The sequence below is a fragment of the Nocardioides sp. GY 10127 genome, from assembly GCF_004919085.1.
GTDB lineage: Bacteria > Actinomycetota > Actinomycetes > Propionibacteriales > Nocardioidaceae > Nocardioides.
The window spans coordinates 364,907-385,165 of sequence record NZ_STGL01000007.1; the positions used below are offsets into that span (position 1 = coordinate 364,907).

18 protein-coding genes are annotated in these 20,259 nt (G+C 76.7%); 11 read left to right on the forward strand and 7 right to left on the reverse strand.

All coding sequences use genetic code 11. The features are described from left to right. The first annotated feature begins 126 nt into the window (after window positions 1-126). Both E8D37_RS14110 and E8D37_RS14115 read left to right on the forward strand, forming a co-directional pair. Window positions 127-504, forward strand: coding sequence for an Rv2175c family DNA-binding protein (locus E8D37_RS14110; protein WP_136570390.1), 378 nt, complete (start codon window positions 127-129; stop codon window positions 502-504). 22 nt (window positions 505-526) lie between these two features. Beyond that, on the forward strand, window positions 527-1,054 hold the full coding sequence (locus tag E8D37_RS14115; protein ID WP_136570391.1) for a ribonuclease domain-containing protein: 528 nt from the start codon (window positions 527-529) through the stop codon (window positions 1,052-1,054). A gap of 15 nt (window positions 1,055-1,069) precedes the next feature. On the opposite strand, the gene E8D37_RS14120 is transcribed toward E8D37_RS14115, so the two are convergent. After that, the gene (locus E8D37_RS14120; protein WP_136570392.1) at window positions 1,070-2,185 is read right to left on the reverse strand and encodes a polyprenyl synthetase family protein; all 1,116 of its coding nucleotides are present in this window, start codon (window positions 2,183-2,185) and stop codon (window positions 1,070-1,072) included. A 73-nt stretch (window positions 2,186-2,258) separates the two neighbouring features. Here E8D37_RS14120 and metF point away from each other — a divergent pair, with 73 nt between their 5' ends. Next, window positions 2,259-3,152 carry a methylenetetrahydrofolate reductase [NAD(P)H] gene (gene metF / locus E8D37_RS14125; protein ID WP_136570393.1) on the forward strand — a complete coding sequence of 298 codons (894 nt, stop codon included), beginning with the start codon at window positions 2,259-2,261 and terminating at the stop codon, window positions 3,150-3,152. 37 nt (window positions 3,153-3,189) lie between these two features. Here metF and E8D37_RS14130 read toward each other — a convergent pair whose 3' ends face one another. The 3 genes from E8D37_RS14130 to E8D37_RS14140 are packed head-to-tail and all read right to left on the reverse strand — an operon-like array spanning window position 3,190 to window position 5,578. Beyond that, window positions 3,190-4,557 carry an FAD-dependent oxidoreductase gene (locus tag E8D37_RS14130; RefSeq protein WP_136570394.1) on the reverse strand — a complete coding sequence of 456 codons (1,368 nt, stop codon included), beginning with the start codon at window positions 4,555-4,557 and terminating at the stop codon, window positions 3,190-3,192. Window positions 4,558-4,580: 23 nt separating this feature from the next. Next, window positions 4,581-5,069 carry an MOSC domain-containing protein gene (locus tag E8D37_RS14135; RefSeq protein ID WP_206055751.1) on the reverse strand — a complete coding sequence of 163 codons (489 nt, stop codon included), beginning with the start codon at window positions 5,067-5,069 and terminating at the stop codon, window positions 4,581-4,583. After that, the gene (locus E8D37_RS14140) at window positions 5,066-5,578 is read right to left on the reverse strand and encodes a YbaK/EbsC family protein (RefSeq protein WP_136570395.1); all 513 of its coding nucleotides are present in this window, start codon (window positions 5,576-5,578) and stop codon (window positions 5,066-5,068) included. The genes E8D37_RS14135 and E8D37_RS14140 overlap by 4 nt, the downstream gene beginning before the upstream one ends. Window positions 5,579-5,669: 91 nt before the next feature. On the opposite strand from E8D37_RS14140, the gene E8D37_RS14145 reads away from it, so the two are divergent. The 7 genes from E8D37_RS14145 to E8D37_RS14175 all read left to right on the forward strand — a co-directional run bounded on the left by E8D37_RS14145 (window position 5,670) and on the right by E8D37_RS14175 (window position 14,304). Further along, a complete protein-coding gene (locus tag E8D37_RS14145; RefSeq protein ID WP_136570396.1) occupies window positions 5,670-6,167 on the forward strand; it encodes a hypothetical protein in 498 nt (165 codons plus the stop codon). A gap of 145 nt (window positions 6,168-6,312) precedes the next feature. Then, window positions 6,313-6,714, forward strand: coding sequence for a DUF6504 family protein (locus E8D37_RS14150; RefSeq protein WP_136570397.1), 402 nt, complete (start codon window positions 6,313-6,315; stop codon window positions 6,712-6,714). Between the two features lie 9 nt (window positions 6,715-6,723). Further along, the gene (locus tag E8D37_RS14155; RefSeq protein ID WP_136570398.1) at window positions 6,724-7,221 is read left to right on the forward strand and encodes an SAV_6107 family HEPN domain-containing protein; all 498 of its coding nucleotides are present in this window, start codon (window positions 6,724-6,726) and stop codon (window positions 7,219-7,221) included. A 166-nt stretch (window positions 7,222-7,387) separates the two neighbouring features. Then, on the forward strand, window positions 7,388-11,530 hold the full coding sequence (dnaE, locus tag E8D37_RS14160; RefSeq protein WP_136570399.1) for a DNA polymerase III subunit alpha: 4,143 nt from the start codon (window positions 7,388-7,390) through the stop codon (window positions 11,528-11,530). 55 nt (window positions 11,531-11,585) lie between these two features. Next, window positions 11,586-12,338 (forward strand): methyltransferase domain-containing protein, encoded by a 753-nt coding sequence (locus E8D37_RS14165; protein ID WP_136570400.1) that lies wholly within the window; start codon window positions 11,586-11,588, stop codon window positions 12,336-12,338. 63 nt (window positions 12,339-12,401) lie between these two features. Then, window positions 12,402-13,649, forward strand: a complete 1,248-nt coding sequence (gene dinB, locus E8D37_RS14170; protein WP_240770438.1) for a DNA polymerase IV — start codon at window positions 12,402-12,404, stop codon at window positions 13,647-13,649. Between the two features lie 205 nt (window positions 13,650-13,854). After that, complete coding sequence (locus tag E8D37_RS14175; protein WP_136570401.1) at window positions 13,855-14,304, forward strand: DUF3040 domain-containing protein; 450 nt, start codon at window positions 13,855-13,857, stop codon at window positions 14,302-14,304. Between the two features lie 102 nt (window positions 14,305-14,406). Here E8D37_RS14175 and E8D37_RS14180 read toward each other — a convergent pair whose 3' ends face one another. Genes E8D37_RS14180 through E8D37_RS14190 form a run of 3 tightly spaced genes read right to left on the reverse strand, consistent with a single transcriptional unit; the run spans window position 14,407 to window position 19,023 of the window. Then, complete coding sequence (locus tag E8D37_RS14180; RefSeq protein ID WP_136570402.1) at window positions 14,407-16,809, reverse strand: DUF3488 and transglutaminase-like domain-containing protein; 2,403 nt, start codon at window positions 16,807-16,809, stop codon at window positions 14,407-14,409. Continuing rightward, window positions 16,806-18,062 carry a DUF58 domain-containing protein gene (locus E8D37_RS14185; protein WP_136570403.1) on the reverse strand — a complete coding sequence of 419 codons (1,257 nt, stop codon included), beginning with the start codon at window positions 18,060-18,062 and terminating at the stop codon, window positions 16,806-16,808. The genes E8D37_RS14180 and E8D37_RS14185 overlap by 4 nt, the downstream gene beginning before the upstream one ends. 16 nt (window positions 18,063-18,078) lie before the next feature. Continuing rightward, window positions 18,079-19,023: an AAA family ATPase gene (locus tag E8D37_RS14190; RefSeq protein ID WP_240770468.1), complete on the reverse strand. Its 945-nt coding sequence runs from the start codon at window positions 19,021-19,023 to the stop codon at window positions 18,079-18,081. Between the two features lie 623 nt (window positions 19,024-19,646). Here E8D37_RS14190 and mraZ point away from each other — a divergent pair. Beyond that, window positions 19,647-20,075: a division/cell wall cluster transcriptional repressor MraZ gene (gene mraZ, locus E8D37_RS14195; protein WP_136570405.1), complete on the forward strand. Its 429-nt coding sequence runs from the start codon at window positions 19,647-19,649 to the stop codon at window positions 20,073-20,075. Window positions 20,076-20,259: the final 184 nt, after the last annotated feature.

Here is a 20,259-nt window from a genome sequence, read left to right on the forward strand (position 1 = left end):
TGCCCGCGTGTGTCGGGCTCGTGCACGCGCGCCGGGCGCGGACGCGTGGGCCGGCTGGACGGTTGGCCGGAAGGTTGGCTGGACGGGGGAGGTGGACGAGCGTGCCGCTCGTGCGAGCATGGCCCCATGAGCGAGACACGGCTGGCCGACCAGGACCTGGGCGCCCTGGTGGAGGAGTGGCTGGAGTGGTCGGAGGCGGCCGCGCTGCTGGGCGTCACGGTGGCGAAGGTCCGGACGATGATCCGCGAGCACCAGCTCGCCGCGGCCGTCCCGTGGGAGCGTGCCGGCCAGCGCGTGCCGGCACTCTTCATCGACCCCGAGACCCTGGAGCCCGTCAAGGGGCTGCCCGGCCTGCTCACGATGATGCACGACAACGGCTACGACGACCGCGAGTGCATCGCCTGGATCTTCCTGGACGCCGACCTGCCCGGCCGCCCCATCGACGCGCTGCGGGAGAACCGCGGCTCGGAGGTCAAGCGGCGCGCGCAGGCGATGGCCTTCTGACCCAGCCCCACCAGGCCCGTCCATGGTCTACCGGCTGTCCCCCGAGCAGGTCCGCCCGCCCCGGCGTGGCGGGCCCTCCGGAGCGCTCGCGCTCCTCGTCGTGCTCGGCCTGGCCGTGGGCATCTGGGTCGCGGCGGGCGGGCAGCCCGGCTCGCGCACCGGCGGGACGTCGTCCGGCGACACCACCGCGGTCCCGAGCGGCGACGTGCCGACCGTCGACCCGACGTCCGGCCTGCCCTACGTGGCCCCCTCGTCCCTGCCGGCGGCCGCGCTCGAGGTGATCTCCCGGCACGACACGGGCGTCGCCCAGCGGGTCGGCGCCGACGGCGAGCCGTACGACAACGACGCCGGCCTCCTGCCGGCGCAGCCGGAGGGCTACTACACCGTCTACCCGGTCACCGGCTCGGACGTGGACCCCGGTGACGAGCGCCTGGTCGGTGGCGAGCCCACGGGTGCCGCCGCGACCGCCGACGCAGCCGGCGACGGGTCCGGCACCGAGTGGTACTGGACGGACGACGCGGGCTACTCGTTCTTCCGCGTCGGCCCCTGAGCCGGCCCTCCGTTCTCAGAGGGTGCGCTGGGTGGCCGCGGAGGCCAGCCGGGTCAGCACCTGCGTGGCCTGCGGGTCGAACCCGCTGGCGTGCAGGACGCCGACGGCCTTCTCGGCCAGCGCCGCGATGACCTCCTCGACCTGGGCGGCGGCCCCGGCCTCGGTGATGATCGCGCGCAGCCGGTCGACCTGCTCGTCGGTGAGCGGGCTGCCCAGCGAGCGGTCGAGCAGCGCGGCGTCCTCGTCGGAGGCGGCGTCCAGGGCGAGGGCGACCAGGACGGTTCGCTTGCCCTCCACGAGGTCGTCGCCGGCGGGCTTGCCGGTGGTGGCAGGGTCGCCGAAGACGCCGAGCAGGTCGTCGCGCAGCTGGAAGGCCTCGCCGAGCGGGAGGCCGAAGCCGGTGAGCGCGCGGAGCTGGGCCTCGTCCGCCCCGGCGAGCGCGGCCCCGACGTGCAGCGGCCGCTCGATGGAGTACTTGGCCGACTTGTAGCGCAGGACGGTCATCGCGGCGTCCACGTCGGCGCGGCCCCGGGCCTGCACCGAGACGTCCAGGAACTGGCCGGCGATGACCTCGGTGCGGCAGGCGTCGAGGATCGCCAGCGCGTCGGAGACCCGGTCGCCGGACAGGCCGCAGGTGCGCAGCATCTCGTCGGACCAGCTGAGCAGCAGGTCGCCCAGCAGGATCGCCGCGGCGGCGCCGTACTGCTCGGGGTCGCCGCGCCACGCGTCGCCGCGGTGCTCGGCCTCGAACCCGCGGTGGGTCGCGGGCCGGCCGCGGCGGGTGTCGGAGGCGTCCATGAGGTCGTCGTGGACCAGGGCGCTGGCGTGCAGGAGCTCCAGGGACGCGGCGGCGCGGGCGAGGGCGAGCGCCTGCTCGTCGTCCTGCCGCTCCAGGCAGCCGGCGACGGCCTGGTGGCCCCACCAGCAGAAGGCCGCCCGGAACCGCTTCCCGCCCGAGACGACGGCGCGCGCCTCGGCGACGAGCCGCTCGGCGTCGGGGCCCAGGGGGGCCAGGCGCGCGGCCTGGAGGTCGAGGAAGGCGTCGAGGGCGGCCTGCACCCGGGCCCGGAACTCCGCGGGGTCCCAGGTGCCGGCGTCGGGGGAGGCGTCGGGGGAGGCGTCGGGGGTCACGCGGCCACCGTAGTCGGTCCGCGGGCATGGACGCCGAGGAGGGGAACGCGCCCCGCCTCCCTAGAATCGCCCCATGACGATCGGCCGCGGACGCTCCCTCACCGACCTCGTCCGTGAGGGCCGACGGTCGTTCTCCTTCGAGTTCTTCCCGCCGAAGGACGAGGCCGGCGAGGCCCAGCTGTGGGAGACCGTCCGTGAGCTGGAGGCCTACGAGCCGTCGTTCGTCTCGGTCACCTACGGGGCCGGCGGCTCCTCGCGCGACCGCACGCTGCGGATCACCCGGCGCATCGCGGAGGAGACCTCGCTGCTGCCGATGGCCCACCTCACCTGCGTCGGGCACACCCGCGAGGAGCTCGGCCAGATCCTGGACGACTACGCGGCCGCGGGCGTCCACCACCTGATGGCGCTGCGCGGCGACCCCGAGGACGGCCCGCGCGCCGAGTGGACCCCGACCCCGGGCGGGCTCACCCACGCCCACGAGCTCGTCGAGATGGCCGCGGCCACCGGCCAGTTCCGCATCGGCGTCGCGGCCTTCCCCGAGACCCACCCGTCCTCGCCGTCGCTCGACCACGACGCCGACGTCCTGGCCCTCAAGGCCCGGGCCGGCGCCGAGTTCGCCGTCACCCAGATGTTCTTCCGCGCCGCCGACTACGTCGACCTCGTCGAGCGGGTCCGCGAGCGCGGCGTGGAGCTGCCGGTGCTGCCGGGGATCATGCCGATCCTCAACCTCGCCGCGATCCGCCGCCAGGGGGAGCTCATCGGCACCGAGGTGCCGGCCGACGTGGTGGCCAGGATCGCCGCTCACGAGGGCGACCCGGTCTCCATGCGGGCCGAGGGCATCGCCCTGGCCGCGGAGCTGTGCGCCGAGCTCCTCGACGCCGGCGCCCCGGGCCTGCACTTCTACACGCTGAACCGGTCGCGGGCCACGCGCGAGATCTTCGAGAAGCTGGACGTCGCGCGGGGCTGAGCCCGGCCCGGCCCAGTCCAGCCCGGCCAGGCGGCGCTCAGGCCCGCTCGGCCCGCCCGACCAGCTCCGCGGCCACCGCCGCGGTGAGCCCCGCGAACGGCAGCCCGGGCAGGGCGGCCGCGTGCGCGCCGACCACGAGCAGGCCCTCCGGGCCGCCGGCGTCCGCGGCCCGGACCGGCGTGCGCCGGGTGCGGCGCCCCGCCCACGCGGTCCCGAGGGGGCTCCCGTGCCAGGCGGTGACGAGCTCGGCGGGGGAGCGGTCGAGGGTGGTGCGGACCCGGTCGCGCACGTCCAGGCCCCGTCGGGCCAGGGCGGTCGGGAGGTCCTCCAGCAGGGCCCCGCGCACCAGGACGGTCCAGGCGCTCGCGCCCTCGGGGGCGCTGCCGCCCGGGCGGACGACGAGCAGGGGGTCGCCCTCCCTGCCCCGCCGCCCGGGCTGCCGCGGGTGCAGCACCGTCTCGGCGTCGAGCGTGTCCGCGCCGTCCAGACCCAGGTGGACGACCCGGGGCGGCAGCGCCGGCAGGGTGCGGCGCAGCCCCGGCAGGCCGTCGGCGAGCCCCGGCAGGGCGCGGGGGTCGGTGGCCACGACCACCACGTCGGCGTCCGCGTCCCCCTGGTCGGTGCGCACGCCGACGACGCGGCCGCCCGGCCCGCCGGCGGGGCCCCGCTCCACCCGCACGTCGGTGACCCTGGTGCCGGTGCGGACCTCGACCCCGCGCAGGTCCAGCCGCAGCGCGAGCCGCTCGCCGAGCGCGGCGAGGCCGCCGGGCACGACCCAGGTGCCGAGCGTCTGCTCGAGGTAGGACACGAGGCCCGCCCATGCGGGGACGTCGCGGGGGTGGTGGCCGTCGAGGACGAAGGGGTGGGCGGCCAGGGTGCGCAGCCGCGGGTCGGGCAGGCCGCGGCGCAGGGCGCGCTCGAGGTGGGTGCGACCCGCCAGGACGGCGGCCGCCTCGGCGGAGGGGCCCCCCGTCGGCGCCGGGTGCTCGAGCAGCGGCCGCAGGGCCTCCCAGGTGGGGATGTGGCCGGCCACGTGGTCGACCCAGGCCCGGCCCAGCCCGGGAGCGAGCGCGTCGACGGAGCGCAGCGCCCCGCTGCGGCCGGCGGCCAGGCGCAGGGTGGAGCCGTCGGCGAAGCGGTGCTCGCGCAGGACGTCGAGCGGGACGAGCTCGAGCTCGCGCTCCAGGGGCCGGCCGGTCTTGCGGAAGAGGTCGCGGACGACGGCCGGCAGCAGCGTCCGGTCGGGGCCGGCGTCCCAGGTGAAGCCGTCCCGGCTCACCCGGCCCAGCGCGCCGCCCACCGTGTCGCCGCGCTCCAGCAGCAGGACGTCGTGGCCCTGCTTGGCGCAGCGCAGGGCGGCCGCCAGCCCGGCGAACCCGGCACCGACGACCACGACCCTGCTCACGGGTGGCAAGGGTAGGCGCCGGCTCAGTCGGGCAGGAGACCGGTCACGGGGTCGCCCACCCGGACCGTGCCGCCGGTGACGGCCCGCAGCACCGACCCTGCCCGGCGCCGCAGCGCCGCCCGCGCGCCGGGGCCGACGGAGGTCTCCATCACCGCGCACGGCGCGGCCACCCGGACGACCTCGAGGACGACGGCCCCGCCCGGCCGGGTCGGGTCACCCAGGACGACGCGGGCGCCCGGCTCGCTCGGCACCCGCCCGGCGTCCACCGTGACGGTACGGCGGGTGGAACCCGGCGGCACCGGTGCGCCGAGCGCCCGGGCCGCCTCGGCGAGCTCGGTGGCGGACTGGAGGCTGACGTGCCGGTGGCGGCTGCCGTGGTAGCGGTCGCCGACGACCCCCGCGCCGGCCTCGACGACGATCTCGGTGACCGGCTCGGTGGGGGCGTGGTGGCGCGGGGCCAGGTGCAGGGCGGTCACCCGGCTGGTGAGGGTGGTGGTGGGGGTGCCGGTCACGGCTCGACGTCCACGACCTGCGCCCCGGTGAGGGCGAGGAGCTCCTCGAAGGTGGTGGAGAAGACCGCGGCGGGGTGCCCGGCGGCGGCCCAGACGGTGGGGTGCTGCTGGAGCCACGGGTCGATCCAGGTGGGCACGGGAGCGGGGTGACCGAGCGGGGAGACGCCGCCGATGACCTGCCCGGTGTGCTCGCGCACGAGGTCGGGGCTCGCCCGGCGCAGGCGGGCCACGCCGATCCGCGCCGCGGTGGCCGCGGTGTCGACGCGGTGGGCGCCGGAGGTGAGGACGAGCACGGGGCGGCCGCCCGAGCCGTCCTGCTCCACGGCCTCGAACAGCAGGCTGTTGGCGATGGCGCCGACCTCGCAGCCCAGCGCCTGCGCCGCGAGGGCGGCGGTGTGCACCCCGTCGGGCAGGACGACGACCTCGCCGGTGCCCCCGCGCTCGGCGTGGGCGGCGCGGAACCGGGCGATCCCCGGGTGGTCCGGTGCGGGCTGGTTCTGCGTGTCCATGGGTCTGAATCTAGAGTCGGGAGCACAGTCGGCCCAGGCCCGCCCGTCCGGCGGCCGCCCAGCCGACCCGAACCGAGGAGGAAGGACCAGCGTGGAGGCACCGAGTCGCCCGTGGACCCTGCGAGTGGCGCTGCTGACCTACGGCTGCCTGGTGGTGCTGGGCGCCGTCGCCGTCGTCCTCATCCGGGTGATGAACTCCGCCCTCGTGCTCTCGTGGGCCCAGGGCCACCGGGACGCGCGCGAGATCGTCGAGACGGCCGGGCTGGAGTACCTGATCACCGAGCAGCCGATCGCGGTCCCGCACTTCTTCCCCGTGGGCGCCACGCTGTTCGTCGTCCTCGTGCTCCTGCTCGGCGTCCTCACCGCCTTCATCTACGAGGGCAACCCGTGGGCGCGCTACGCGCTCACCGCGGCCCTGCTCATGATCGCGACCGCCACGAGCGCCTGCATCCGGGTCGCGCCGCCGGCCACGTTCGTGGTGCTCAGCGTCATCGGGCTCGTGGGCATCGTGGTGCTCCTGGCGATGGCCTGGGCACCGGCCTCCACGCACTACCTGCGCGAGACCCGGCGCTACGTGCACGGGGGCTGACCGCCCCCGCCCCCTGCCCCCGGGCCTCTCCCGACCGCCCCTCCTGTGGAGGGGCGGTTGTCGCTGTCGGTGGTCCCCTCTATGGTCTCCCTTGATCGAACAGCCGTTCGAACACAAGGCCCAGGGTCGGGGAACGAGGTGCAGGATGAGGCGCTACGAGGAGGACGTCGAGGTCCGTCGCGGCGAGGTCGCCGGGTGGCCCGGCGAGGAGGGTCCCGCGCAGCTGCTGTGGCGGGGCCGGCTCTGGCGGGTGCGGGCCGTCCTGGCGCGCTGGATCGAGACCGGCGCCTGGTGGGGCGGCGGTGACGCCGACGCCCTGCGCGGCACCGACGAGCCTGCGGCGGCGCGGCGGGAGGTCCCGGGTCGGGTCCCGGGTCAGGTCCCGGGGGACGGCGACCTGCTCGAGCGGCTGCTCGTCGAGCGCGAGTGCTGGCGGGTCGAGGTCGGCCGGGGCCGTGACGTCGGCGCGGGCGACGGCGGGGGAGTCGTGGAGCTCGCCTTCGACACCGTCGACGGCCGCTGGCAGCTCGTCGGCTGCGCGGACTGAGGGGGGGACATGGCTGCACGACGCACCACGACCCGCCGCGAGAGCCCCTGGGCCGAGGCCCCGCCTCCGCACCTGCTCCCGGCGACGACGCACTCCTACCTGCTCCGCTCGGCCGACTCCATCGCCGAGGCGCTCGCCGCGACCGACGTCCCCGAGCGCTACGCCGCCGCCCACGTGGGTGCGCTGCGGGCCGCGGCGGCGCTGCTCGCGGCCCGCGCCCGGCCGGACGCCGGCGCGCGGCGGCGCCCGCAGCGCAGCGCCTGGGTCCTGCTCGCCGAGGTCGCTCCCGAGCTCGCCGAGTGGGCACAGTTCTTCGCCGGTGGCGCCGCCAAGCGGGCCGCCGCCGAGGCCGGCTCCCGGCGGGCCGTGACCGAGCGGGAGGCGGACGACCTCGTCCGCGACGCCGACCGGTTCCTCGCCGTCGTCGAGCAGAGCCTCGGGCTGGTGCCGCACCGCCCCGTGGCGCTGCGCCTCGCCCAGGCGCACGGGGGAGATCGCACCGCCTGAGCGGCCGGGCGTCATCCACCTGGGCGGTTGGCGCGTTGTCGGTGCGAGGGGTTACGGTCAGGGCCCCAGATCGAACATCTGTTCGATCTGGGGCCCTGACCTCTTCGTGGGGTCGGGAACCTGTCGTTGTCCGGGGTCGAGCCGACGTCGAGAGGGGAAGTTCGACGTGCCCGTCGACCCGTTCGTCCACCTGCACGTGGCCTCCGGCTACTCGCTCCAGTACGGGGCCTCGCTCCCCGGCGTCCTCGTGGACCGTGCCGCCGCGCACGGCATGGACGTCCTGGCGCTCACCGACCGTGACGGCACCTACGGGGCGGTGAAGTTCGCCAAGGCCTGCCACGTGGCCGGGATCAGCCCCGTCCTCGGGGTCGACCTCGCCCACCACCCCGCCGGGGCCGCCGGGACCACCGGGACGACCGGGCCGGCCGGGGGGCGCCCAGGGGGGAGGACCCCGGTGCGCGGCGGCGCGTTCCGCGACGCGCGGCTGCCGCGGGTGACGCTGCTGGCGCTGTCGTCCGGGCCGGGCGGGGGGCGCGCGGGGTGGGCGGCCGTCTGCCGCATCACCTCCGCCACCCACCTGGCCGGGGAGCGCGGCACGCCGGTGCTCGACCCGGAGTCCCCGGAGGTCGCGGCCCTGCTGGGGGCGGGGGACGTCGCGGTGCTGCTGGGCCCCGACTCGGCGGTCGGCCGCGCGGTCGCGGCGGGCCGTCCCGACCGGGCCCGCGCCGAGGTGGCGCGGTGGCGTGCGCTGGTGCCGCGCGGCTGCCTGGTGGTCGAGGTGGTCTCGCACCTGCTCCCCTCCGGCGGCGCCGGCGCCTGGAGGGCGGCGGGGACGGGGGCCGGCTGGGGGCCGGGCAGCACCCCGCACGCCGCCCGGATGCTCAACCTGGCCGCCGAGCAGGGCCTGCCCAGCGTCCTGACCAACGCGGTGCGGCACGCCGACCGCGGCGACGCGGCGGTCGCGGACGTCCTCGACGCCGCCCGGCGCCTCGTCGCGCTCGACCGCCGTCACGTCGACCGCGGCAACGCCGAGGGCTGGCTCAAGCCGGGCCCGCGGATGAGCCGGGTCGCCGCGGAGGTCGCGCACGCGGCCGGCGTCGGGGAGAGCGGTGCCTGGCAGCTGCTGGCGCGCACCCGCACGCTGGCGGAGCGGTGCGCGCTCGACGTCCGTGCCGACCTCGGGCTGGGCGAGGTGCACTTCCCCGAGCTCGAGCTCGCCGCCACCGACGGGCTGACGGTCTCGCCCCGGGAGACGGACGCGGACGGGCTGCTGCGCGCGCGCTGCGAGGCGGCGATCGGGTCGCGCTACGGCAGCCAGGGCCTGGCGGTGGTCTGGAAGCGCCTGGACGACGAGCTGGGGATCATCCGCGAGCTCGGCTACGCCTCCTACTTCCTCACCGTCGCCGACGTCACCGACCTGATCCGCTCCCGCGGCGTCCGGGTGGCCGCGCGCGGCTCGGGCGCGGGCAGCATCGTCACCTACCTGCTGGGGATCTCCGGGGTCGACCCGGTGCGCCACCAGCTGCTGATGGAGCGCTTCCTCTCGCCGCTGCGCCAGGCGCTGCCCGACATCGACGTCGACGTGGAGTCGGCCCGGCGCACCGAGATGTACGAGGCGGTCCTCGACCGCTACGGCGGCGAGCGCTGCGTGTGCGTCTCGATGATGGACACCTACCGGGTGCGGCACGCCGTCCGCGACGTCGGCGCCGCCCTCGGCATGCCGCCGTTGGAGGTCGACGCGATCGCCAAGGCGTTCCCGCACATCCGCGCCCGCGACGCCCGCGCGGCGCTGGCGGAGCTGCCCGAGCTGCGCGCCAGCGGCCTGGGGGAGAGCCGGCTGGAGCTGCTGTTCGCCCTGGTCGAGCGGCTCGACGGGCTGCCCCGGCACGTCGCCGTCCACCCGTGCGGGGTGCTGCTCTCCGACGCCACCCTCCTCGACCGCACGCCCGTGGAGGCCAGCTACGCGGGATTCCCCATGAGCCAGTTCGACAAGGACGACGTGGAGGACCTCGGCCTGCTCAAGCTCGACGTCCTGGGCATCCGCATGCAGTCGGCGATGGCGCACGCCGTGGCCGCGATCGAGCGCACCGAGGGCGACGTCGTCGACGTGGACGACGAGGAGCAGGTGCCCTTCGACGACCCGGCGACCTACGCGATGATCTCGTCCTCGCGGACGCTGGGGGTCTTCCAGATCGAGTCCCCGGGGCAGCGCGAGCTGGTCGGCAAGTCCGGCATCGAGACGTTCGAGGACGTCGTCACGGACATCTCGCTGTTCCGCCCCGGGCCGGTCAAGAGCGACATGATCACGCCCTACCTGGAGGTCAAGCACGGCTGGAAGGAGCCGCGCTACGCCCACCCGCTGCTGCGGCCGATCCTCGAGGGCACCCGTGGGGTCGTGGTCTTCCACGAGCAGGTCATCGAGATCATCGCGGCCTTCACCGGCATCTCCTTCGCGGAGGCCGACGAGAAGCGCCGTGCCCTGGGGGACGCCGAGGGGATGGCAGAGGTGCGGAGCTGGTTCTTCCCCCGGGCACTGGGCCGCGGCGTGGAGCTCGCCGTGGTCGAGGAGCTGTGGGAGGTGCTGGCCGCGTTCGCCTCCTTCGGCTTCTGCAAGGCGCACGCGGCCGCGTTCGCGCTGCCCACCTACCAGTCGGCGTGGCTCAAGGCGCACTACCCGGCGCACTTCCTGGCCGGCGTCCTCACCCACGACCCGGGGATGTACCCCAAGCGGCTGATCCTCGAGGACGCGCGCCGCCAGGGGGTCACCGTGCTCGGGCTGGACGTCAACGCCTCCGAGGCCGACTACGCCGTCGAGCGCCTGGTGCCGGCCGAGGAGTGGAGCCCGGACCCGACCCGCGACCCCGGGCACCCCGACGGCCGCCCGTGGGGCATCCGGCTGGCCCTCTCGGAGGTGAAGGGGATCAGCGCGGCCGAGGTGGCGCGGGTCGTCGCGGCCCGGCCCTACGCCTCGCTCACCGACTTCTGGCACCGCGCCCGGGTCTCCCGGCCGGTGGCCGAGCGGCTCGTGCTGGCCGGCGGCTTCGACTCCGTCTACGGCCTCGGCCTGGACGGGGAGGACGGGGTGGGCCGCCGCGGCGTGACCACCCGCCGCGACCTGCTGCTGGGCATCTCCGAGCTGGACCGGCAGGCGCGCTCCGCCGAGCGCGCGGCCCGCGGCCGCGGGCTCGCCGGGCGCAAGGCGTGGCGCGGGCAGACGGCGCGCACCCGGGCGGCCGGGGCGCTGGAGTCCGCCGCCGCCCGCAACAGCACGGACGCCGGGGAGCGCGACCGCGCCCGCGGCGACGAGCCGCCCGGCGCGGCCGACGCGCGGGCCGCCGCCCGGCCCGGCGACCTCGGCGCGGGCCGGGCCGACGTCGGCCCGCGGGCGGGGGAGGTGCCGCAGCGCGAGGGCGTCTGGGGCCGCTCCAGCGCGCAGGCCCGGCAGGCGCCCCCGCCGGAGCCGGTCTCCTCGGTGCAGCTCGCCCTCGACCTCGGCGACGCCTCGGTGGAGGGCGTGGTCTCGGGCCTGCCCGAGATGACCGCCGAGGAGCGGATGCGCGCCGAGCTGGAGATCCTCGGCCTGGACGCCTCCCGGCACGTCGTCAGCACCTACGAGCGGTTCCTCGACGAGCTCGGCACCACCCGCGCCACCGACCTGCTCGGGCAGCGCTCGCGCTCGGAGCTGCTCGTGGCCGGGGTGAAGGTCGCGACCCAGACCCCGCCGATCCGCTCGGGCCGCCGGGTCGTCTTCCTCACCCTCGACGACGGCACCGGCCCCCTGGACGCCACCTTCTTCGAGGACGCCCAGGGCCCTTACGCCGCGACGGTGTTCAGCGCCTGGCTGCTCGTGGTCCGCGGCGAGCTGCGCCGCACCGGTCACCGCGGCGTCTCCCTGCGGGCCACCGGCTGCTGGGAGCTCCCGGCCCTGCACGAGACCTGGCGACGGCACGGCATCGACGCGGTGCGCGAGCAGATGGCGCTGGTCCCCGGTGGCTTCGGGGCCCTGGCGCCCGGCGACGAGCGCGCCGGCGAGGGGGCGGCCGCGTCGCGGTCCTCCCGGCCGGTGGTCGCGGCGCCGCCGTCCTCCGACCGCGACCTGCGGGGCGCGGGGGTGGCGGCCGAGGGCGAGGCCGGGAGGCGGACGCCGGGGGCGGCCGGCGGCATGGGTCGCCGCCGCGTCCTCGTGCACTCCAGCGGGTTCCGGCTGTCCCCGTACGCCGACGTCAAGCCCGCCGGCGAGGACGCCAAGCAGGTCCCGCAGCAGGTCGCCCGCAAGCTCTGGCACCGCAGCCAGGGGAGCCCGGGATGAGGCGCGCCCAGGAGCACGTGCAGCGGGGCCGGGCGGAGGCTCTAGGGTGGGTGCCATGGCCGGCACCCGGAACGCACCGAGCACCAGCGAGCGGCGCGCGGCGGCGCGCACCGCGGTCGTGTGGGACGACCTGGTCCCCCTGCTGGAGCGGACCGACGGCCCCCTCGACGTGCTCGACATCGGCGGCGGCACCGGCGGCTCCGCCGTGCGCGTGGCCGGCCTCGGCCACCGCGTCACCGTGGTCGACCCCAGCCCCGACGCCCTCGCCTCGCTCGGCCGCCGCGCCCGCGAGGCCGGCGTCGAGGTCGACGCCCACCAGGGCGACCTCGGCGACCTCGTCGGCGTGGTGGGCACCGCGGCCGAGGGCCGCGGCGCCGACCTCGTGCTCTGCCACGGCGTGCTGGAGCACGTCGCCGACCCCGCCGCCGCCCTCGCCGGCCTCGCCGCCGTGCTGCGCCCCGGCGGCACCCTCAGCCTGCTCGTCGCCCAGCGCCACGCGGCGGTGCTCGCCCGCGCCATGGCCGGCCACTTCGCTCAGGCCAAGGACCTCCTCGGCCCCGTCTCCGGCGACCCCGGCCGCACCGGCCACCGCTACACGGCCGACGAGCTGGTCGACCTCGTGGGCGCCGCCGGGCTGGAGGTCGTCTCCGTGCACGGCGTCCGGGTCTTCGCCGACCTCGTCCCCAGCCACCTGCTCGAGCTGGAGACCGGCTCCACCGCCGCCCTCGTCGAGCTCGAGCGCGCCGTCGCGGACCGCCCCGAGTACCTCCCGCTCGCCACGCAGCTGCACCTGCTCGCCCGCGGCTGAGCCCGCAGCCCCACCCACTCCCGCCACCCCTCCCGCTGTCGCCCCCGCCGCCGGGGGTGCCCGGTGACCGCGCGGTCGCAGCCCGACCCGGCGGACCGGGCGGAGCGGGCGGACAGAGGGAGGGTCGCGACGCCGATCCTGCACGTCGACATGGACGCCTTCTACGCGTCGGTGGCGACGCGGGACTCACCCGAGCTGGCCGACGTCCCCGTGATCGTCGGCGGGGGCCACCGCGGGGTGGTGCTCTCGGCGAACTACCCGGCGCGCGCGTACGGGGTCCGCTCCGGCATGCCCTCGACGCGGGCCCGGCGGCTGTGCCCGGACGCGGTGGTCATCGCCCCCGACCACGAGGAGTTCTCGGTGGTCTCCTCGGCGGTGATGGAGGTGTTCCGCCGGGTCACGCCGGCGGTCGAGGCGCTCTCGATGGACGAGGCGTTCCTCGACGTGCGCGGCGCCGTGCGCCGGCTCGGGAGCCCGGTGGAGATCGCCGAGCAGGTGCGGGCCGTCGTCCACGACGAGCAGCGGATCACCTGCTCGGTCGGCGTGGCCGCCACGGTCTCGGTGGCCAAGCTGGCGAGCAGGCGGGCCAAGCCGGACGGCGTCCTGGTGGTGCCGCCCGAGCGGATCACCACCTTCCTGCACCCCCTCGACGTGGGCGAGCTGTACGGGGTGGGGGAGAAGACCCGCGCCTCGCTGCACCGGCTCGGCCTGGTCACGGTCGGCGACGTCGCCCACACCCCGGTCGTCACCCTGCGGCGGGCGCTCGGCGACGCCCTCGGCACGCACCTGCACGAGCTGGCCTGGGGCACCGACCGGCGCGAGGTGACGCCGGGCCGGGCCGGCGTGTTCGGCAACGGCGAGGGCGACCCGGAGCGCTCGATGGGTGCCCAGGAGACGTTCTCCCGCGACGTCGACGACCGCGAGGTGGTCCTGCGCGAGCTCCTGCGGCTGACCACCCGGGTCACCACCCGCATGCGGGTGGCCGGGGTGGCGGGGCGGACGGTGGCGCTCACCGTCCGGTTCGCCGACTTCACCACGATCACCCGCTCCCGCACGCTGTCCGAGGCGACGGACGTGACCCAGGAGGTCTACCGGGCGGTGGTGGGCGTCTACGACGGGCTCGGCCTGCAGCGGGCCCGGCTGCGGCTCGTCGGGGTGCGGGTGGAGAACCTGCTGCCCCGCGAGCAGGTGCACCACCAGCACCTGCTCGGGGAGCGGGAGCACGGCTGGTCGGAGGCGGACCGGGCCGTCGACCGGGCCACCCGGCGGTTCGGGGACGCCGCGGTCCGCCCGGCCACCCTCCTGGGGTGAAGCCGACCTGCCGGGGCGCGTGGGACGTTCGGGCCTGCCTCCGCCCGCCCGGGCGGAGGAGCCTGGAGGGTGGACGCGACACGCGAGCACGCGCGGGGTGGGATTTTTCACCTCGCGCCTACCGCCTCCGCCGACCCTCCACCTACACTGAACCCGCCACCGGTCTGCACGAGACCGGTGGTCTTTGACCACCTGGGAGGAAACGGTGCCACTCTCGGAAGAGGAACTCCGGATGCTCGAGCAGATCGAGCGCGGCCTCTCCGCGGAGGATCCGAAGTTCGTCTCCACGCTGCGGGGGACCTCCCTGCGCCGTCGTGCGCAGCAGCGGGCCCTCATCGCGGGAGTCGTGTTCGTCCTCGGCGTGGGGATCCTGCTCGCCGGAGCCATGACGAAGCTCGTCCCGCTGGGCGTGGCCGGCTTCGTGGTGATGCTGGGCTCGGCCGTCTTCGGCCTCAACGCCCTGCGCACCCAGAACACCGGCCCCGCGGCCGCCGCCCCGACGCAGAGCGCCCACCCCTCCACGCGGTCGCGCCGCGGCCTGGGGGTCGTGGACGGCGGCAAGGCCCACCGCCCCGCCCGCACCTCCGGCTCCTTCATGGACCGCATGGAGGCCCGCTGGCAGCGTCGCCGCAACCAGCAGAACCGCGGTTTCTGACCGCAACCCCGACGTAGCACCGACACCCCCGCCGGCCCCTGCCCGCGGGGGTGCGTCGTCTCCGGGCCTGCTCAGCCCAGCCGACCCGCTCAACCCAGCCGCTCAGCCCACCCGGTCGAGCGGCGCCGGCGCGGACGGGTGGGCCCGCCGCCTCCGGACGAGGCTGACCGGCAGCCACCGCGCCCGGGCCCGGGCCCGACGGCCCGCACCTGCGGCCAGCCCCGCGAGCACGGTCGTCACGTCGCCGGCCACGTCACCAGCGGCGTCACCGGCGCCCGTCTCCTGGGCGGCGGCCGATCCCGGGCGCGCGTAGCGGGCGAGCTCGACGGCCGCCACCAGCCGGTCCAGCGCGGCCGCGGCCCCGGGGTTCTGCTCCGGCCCCAGCACGGGCCGCTCCCGGTCGTCGCCGGGGTCGGCCAGGCGCGCCGCCAGCAGCGCGCCGACGGCCCGGGGCGAGGCGCCGTCCGGCCACGGCAGCCCGAGGTCCAGGACGCCGGCCCGCAGCTCGGCCCACCGCCCCTCCGGTCCGCCCGCCAGGCGGCGGTGGCGCAGGACGGCGCGGAACCGGCCGGGCGCCGCCAGCAGCGTGGCGACGACCAGGGCGAGGAGCAGGACCAGCAGCGGCGTCCGCCAGGCCGGTGGGCCGGTGGGGGCGTCGGCGCCGGCCGCCGCCTCGTCCGGCTGCGGCTCCTCGTCCGGGGCCCGGGAGGCGACGTCGGAGGACGGGCGGCCCTGGGCGGGGTCGGTCTCGCCGGCCGAGGGCTGGGCCGTCGCCGAGGTCCCGGTGCTGGGCTGCACGGTGCCGGGGTCGAGCTGGGTGTACGACGGGACGCCCGAGGCCCGGCTGGCCGGCGTCGGCTCGAACCGCACCCAGCCGGCGGTCGGCAGGTAGAGCTCGGGCCAGGCGTGCATGTCGTAGGCCGAGAACTCCCACGAGCCGTCCTGCAGCCGGGTGGGGGCGAGGAACCCGACGGCGACCCGGGCGGGGATGCCGAGGCTGCGGGCCATGACCGCCATGGCGGAGGCGAACTGCTCGCAGTACCCGACCCGGCCGCCGGGCGCGGTGGAGAGGAACGCGACGAGCGCGTCGACGCCGTTGCCGGTCGGGACGTTCTCGAGGGAGTAGGTGAAGTCGCGGCGGAAGAAGTCCTGCAGCGCGACGGCCCGGGCCAGGTCCGTGTCGGCGCCCCGCGTCACCTCGCGGGCGAGCTCGCCCACGGACGCCGGCAGGTCGGAGGGGAGCTCGGTGAACCGGGCGTCCACCGCGGAGGTCCCGCCGGTCCCGGCGGCCCCGCTCTCGAGCTGGTCGGCCGAGAGCCGCAGGTCCAGGCCGGTCGTGGTGTAGGTGAGGCCCGCCGTGGTGACGTCCGGGTCGGTGGAGATGAAGTCCATCGTCTCGGCGTCGTAGCGCCAGTCCCCGTCGGCGGTCACCGACGAGGCGGGCGCGAAGGTCGGCAGCCAGGTGGAGTCCAGGTCCTCGCCGACCGTCAGCGTGTAGCTGTGCTCGGTGCGGCGCACCGCGTTCGAGAGCCCGCCGAGCGGGAGCGGGCTGCCGTCGGCGACCTGGTCGGTGGGGATGGAGCGGTCCCCGGAGGTCCACTCGTTCTGGCCGAAGCGGGTGAGGACCGCGATCCGCAGGTAGCGGGGGTCGGGGTCGTCGGTGACGACCCGGACGAGCGGCACGTCCACGTCCCGGTGCAGGTCGCGGCGCAGGTCGGTCATGGGGTTGCGGATGACGACCTCGTTGCCGCCGGAGCCCGCACCGAGGTCGAGCAGGTGGACGTCGAGCGCGGGCAGCGCCGTCGGGACGGCCAGGGCCAGCGAGGCCGCGCAGGCCCCGACACCCACCGCGGTCAGTCGCACGCCGGCGGTCCGGACCCCGAGCGCGCCGGCCGGTGCGGCGTCCTCCTCGAGGCCGGTGCCCCAGCGGGCGACCGACTCCGAGGCGTCCAGGAAGAGCAGCAGGACCCACCCGAGCACGGTGGCGAGGAAGACCCACCAGGGCGGCGTGGCCCCGAGGATGCTGACGGGCAGGGTGAAGACCACGAGGAGGGGGAGCGCGGCGAGCGCCGGGCGGCGCAGGCCGCCGGCCAGGGTGTCGACGAGCAGCAGGCACCACCACCCGCTCACGACGAGCACGGCGTCCAGGCCGGCGTCGGTCGCCACCGGCGGCGCGTAGGCCCGCGCGGCCAGGACACCGCGGCTCATGGTCGCGTCGAGGGCGTCCCACCCCGCGCCGACCGGGACGGGGTAGCCGGTCAGCAGGTAGGTGACGGCGCACGCCCCGAGCACCACCTGGGCGACGACGACCACGGTGCTCGACAGGCCGAGCGCCCGTCCGCCGCCACCGAGCAGGGCGACGAGGACGGCGAGCCCCGCCAGGGGCACCAGGTGCGCCGAGGGGTCCTCGGTGAAGCCGCTCCAGCCCCAGCAGGCCACCCACGTGGTGAGGGCCGCCAGCAGCGAGGAGACGAGGGCGGCGGCCCAGGAGGGTCGGCGGCTCACGGGGCCACCCCCGGCCGGGCCCGCACGCCGAGCCGGGCCCAGGCGGTGGGCAGGGGCTCGCCCGCGGCGACGGCCGTGGCGTTCCAGCCCTGGCCGCGCAGCACGGCCACGGCGTCCTCGCCCGCCGCGGCCTCGGGCGGCACCGGGCCGTGGGCGGCCACGTCGACCACCAGGGCGAAGGCCGACGAGGCGGTGGAGCGCACCCTGCGCAGGAGCGGCAGGTCCTCGGCGGGCAGGGCGCCGAGGACGGCGACGACCACGCCGTCGTGGCCCGGCTCGCCCAGCCAGCCCCCGGCCAGGCGGGGGGAGCGCTCGGTGGGCAGCACCGCCAGCGCCTCGAGCAGGGCCGCGGTGTCGGTGCCGGTGGTGTGGTCGTGCCAGGCGAGGGCGTCGTGCTCCCCGCCGGCGGAGACCAGACGGACCGCGTAGCCGCGGCCGGCGAGGTGGACCGCGACCGAGGCGGCCGCGGAGACGGCCGCCTCGAGGGAGGCTGCGGGGCCCGCCCCGGTGTGCACGGCCGCCCGGTTGTCCACGAGGACCGTGGCGCGCTGCTGCCACGGCTGCTCCTCGCGGCGCACCATGAGCTCGCCGGTGCGTGCCGAGCTCGGCCAGTGCACCCGGCGCAGGTCGTCGCCGCGGCGGTAGTCGCGCACCGTCACGTCCTCGGCGCTGCCGCTGGCGAACGAGCGGGGGCGCTGGTGGCCGCTGCCGGCCGACGCCCCGCCGAGCGGGAGGGCCGGCAGCGGCCGCACCCGCGGCGTCACCAGCAGGGTCGTGGTCGAGGTGAAGGTCCGGCCGAGCTCGACGAGGCCGAGCGGGTCGCGCACGCGCACCGACATGGGCCCGACGACGTGCCGGCCACGGACGTCGGAGCGGACCGGGTAGGTCACCTCGCGCCGCCAGCCGCGCCGGGCCCCAGCGACGGTGAAGCGGGGGCGCGGCCCGAGGACGAACGGCAGCTGGTCCTCCAGGAGCAGGACGCTGGTGGGCACCCGACCCTCGTGGGTCAGCCCGAGCGTCACCTCGGCGCTGCTCCCCGCCGCGACGACGGAGGGGGCCACCCGGCGCGTGAGCCCGAAGCGGTACCGGCTGCGGCCCACGACGACGACGGTCACCAGGGGCAGGGCGATCGCGACCACCCCGAACCGGACGAGCATCGGCTCGCCCAGCAGCAGGGACGCCGCGACGCACGTGACCCCGGCGGCGAGCAGCGCCCGGCCGCGGAGGGTGAGGCCGCGCAGCGCGTCGGTCACGTCCCGGAGCCCCGGCTCAGCCGGCGTGGCCGTCGGGCACCGGCACGCGGCTCACGAGCCGCGCGAGCAGGGCGGAGACGTCGGCGCCGGAGCCGGCCGTGGGCACCAGCCGGTGGGCGAGCACCCGGTCGGCCAGGCCGCTCACGTCGTCCGGCAGCACGAAGTCGCGACCCCGCAGGGCCGCCAGGGCCTGGGCGGCGCGGACGAGGTGCAGCGTCGCGCGCGGCGAGGCCCCCAGGGCGATCTCGGGGTCGGTGCGGGTGCCCGCGGCCAGGGCCACGGCGTAGCGCTGGACGGGCTCGGAGACGTAGACGCGGGACACGGCGGCGCACATCGCCCGGAGCGTCGCGGCGTCCGTCACCGGGGTGAGCTCGGCCAGGGGGTCGCCGCCGGTGTGGCTGCGGACCATCGCCAGCTCGGACTCCGCCGTGGGGTAGCCGAGGGAGACCCGCGCCATGAAGCGGTCGCGCTGCGCCTCCGGCAGCGCGTAGGTCCCCTCCATCTCCACGGGGTTCTGCGTGGCGACAACCATGAAGGGGCGCTCGAGGACGTAGGTGGTGTCGTCCACCGTCACCTGCCGCTCCTCCATGCACTCCAGGAGGGCGGACTGGGTCTTGGGGGAGGCCCGGTTGATCTCGTCGCCGACCACGATGTTCGCGAACACGCCCCCGGGGCGGAACTCGAACGTCCGCGACACCTGGTCGTAGACGGAGACGCCGGTGACGTCCGAGGGCAGCAGGTCGGGCGTGAACTGGATGCGCTTGACCGTGCAGTCGATGCTGCGGGCCAGCGCCTTGCTCAGCATCGTCTTGCCGACGCCCGGCACGTCCTGGAGCAGCAGGTGGCCCTCGGCGAGCAGGACGACGACCGCCGACTCCACCACCGCGGTCTTCCCCTCGATCACGCGCTCGACGTTGGCGCGGATGCGCTCGCTCAGGCGGGCCACCTCGGCCAGGTCCAGCTCGACCTCGGCGGCGCGGCGGGCACCGGGCTGCGGGGCGGGGGCTCCTGCGCTGGTGGTGGCGAGGGGCGAGTCCACGGGCGGTCCTTCCGAGTGGCTCCGACGGGCGGTCCGGGCGCCCGCGGGGCGGGGCGAGTGGGACCACGGTAAGTGGTGTGCGCAACTCCCGTGCGCGCATCCGGGTGGAGCGTTCCCCCACGCCGCCCCACCTCCTTCCCCCACCTTCTTCCACCACCTCCCTCCACTGGGCCCTCCACGGGTCCTCCACCTGCGCCCCACCGCGCCCCCTCGGGGGCGCCGCACCGCCCTCCGGTCGGCCGTCGCTCGCAGCGTCATTGCAGGTCAGGGGGCCTGTGGGGAGCGCGGGGAGGGGGTGGGGCGTGAGTGGAGGGCAGGTGGAGGAGCACGTGCCGGCGCCGGGGTCCGCGCCCGCTCCCTCCACCGCGCCCCACGCCCCTCCCCGGCTCCTCGTGAGCCCTCTGACCTGCGGAGATGAGAGAACTCGGCCGCTGTGACCCCGGGCGCACTGGCGGCCGTCGCCCGGCGATGTGGTTGACGGTGGGGAATTGTGGGGTAAGGTGGGTGAAAGTGGAGGAGCCAGCCGTTCCGACTGGAGGTGCGACGTGTTCTTTCTGGGCACGCACACCCCCAGGCTCGACGAGAAGGGGCGCCTGGTCCTCCCGGCCAAGTTCAGGGACGCGCTGCAGGAGGGGCTGGTGATCACGCAGGGTCAGGAGCACTGCCTCACCGTCTGGCCGCAGGACGGGTTCATGGCCGAGGCCGCCCGGGTCCAGAGCAAGCCGATGACGAACAAGGACTCCCGCGACTACCGGCGCGTCCTGTTCGCCGGGGCGGAGCAGGTGGTCCCGGACAAGCAGGGACGGATCGGCATCCCGCTGTTCCTCCGGGCCGCCGCCGGTCTCAGCAAGGACGTGGTGGTCACCGGCATCGGCGACCGGCTCGAGATCTGGGACCCCGAGCGCTGGGCGGAGTACCGCGCCGGCGCGCAGGCCCGGTTCTACGAGGTCGACGAAGGCGCCGACGCGGACTGACACCCAGCACCACCCAGCAGCACCCAGCACCACCCAGCAGCACCAGCACCAGCCAGCACCACCAGAGCAGAACCGAACAGGGACGACCGCCGGGCCTGGTCCAGGCCCGCTCCATCGCCGTCCGGGGCACCTTCCCCGGCACCGGACGGCACCGCCTCCGAGACACCTTCCCCGGTCCCGGAGC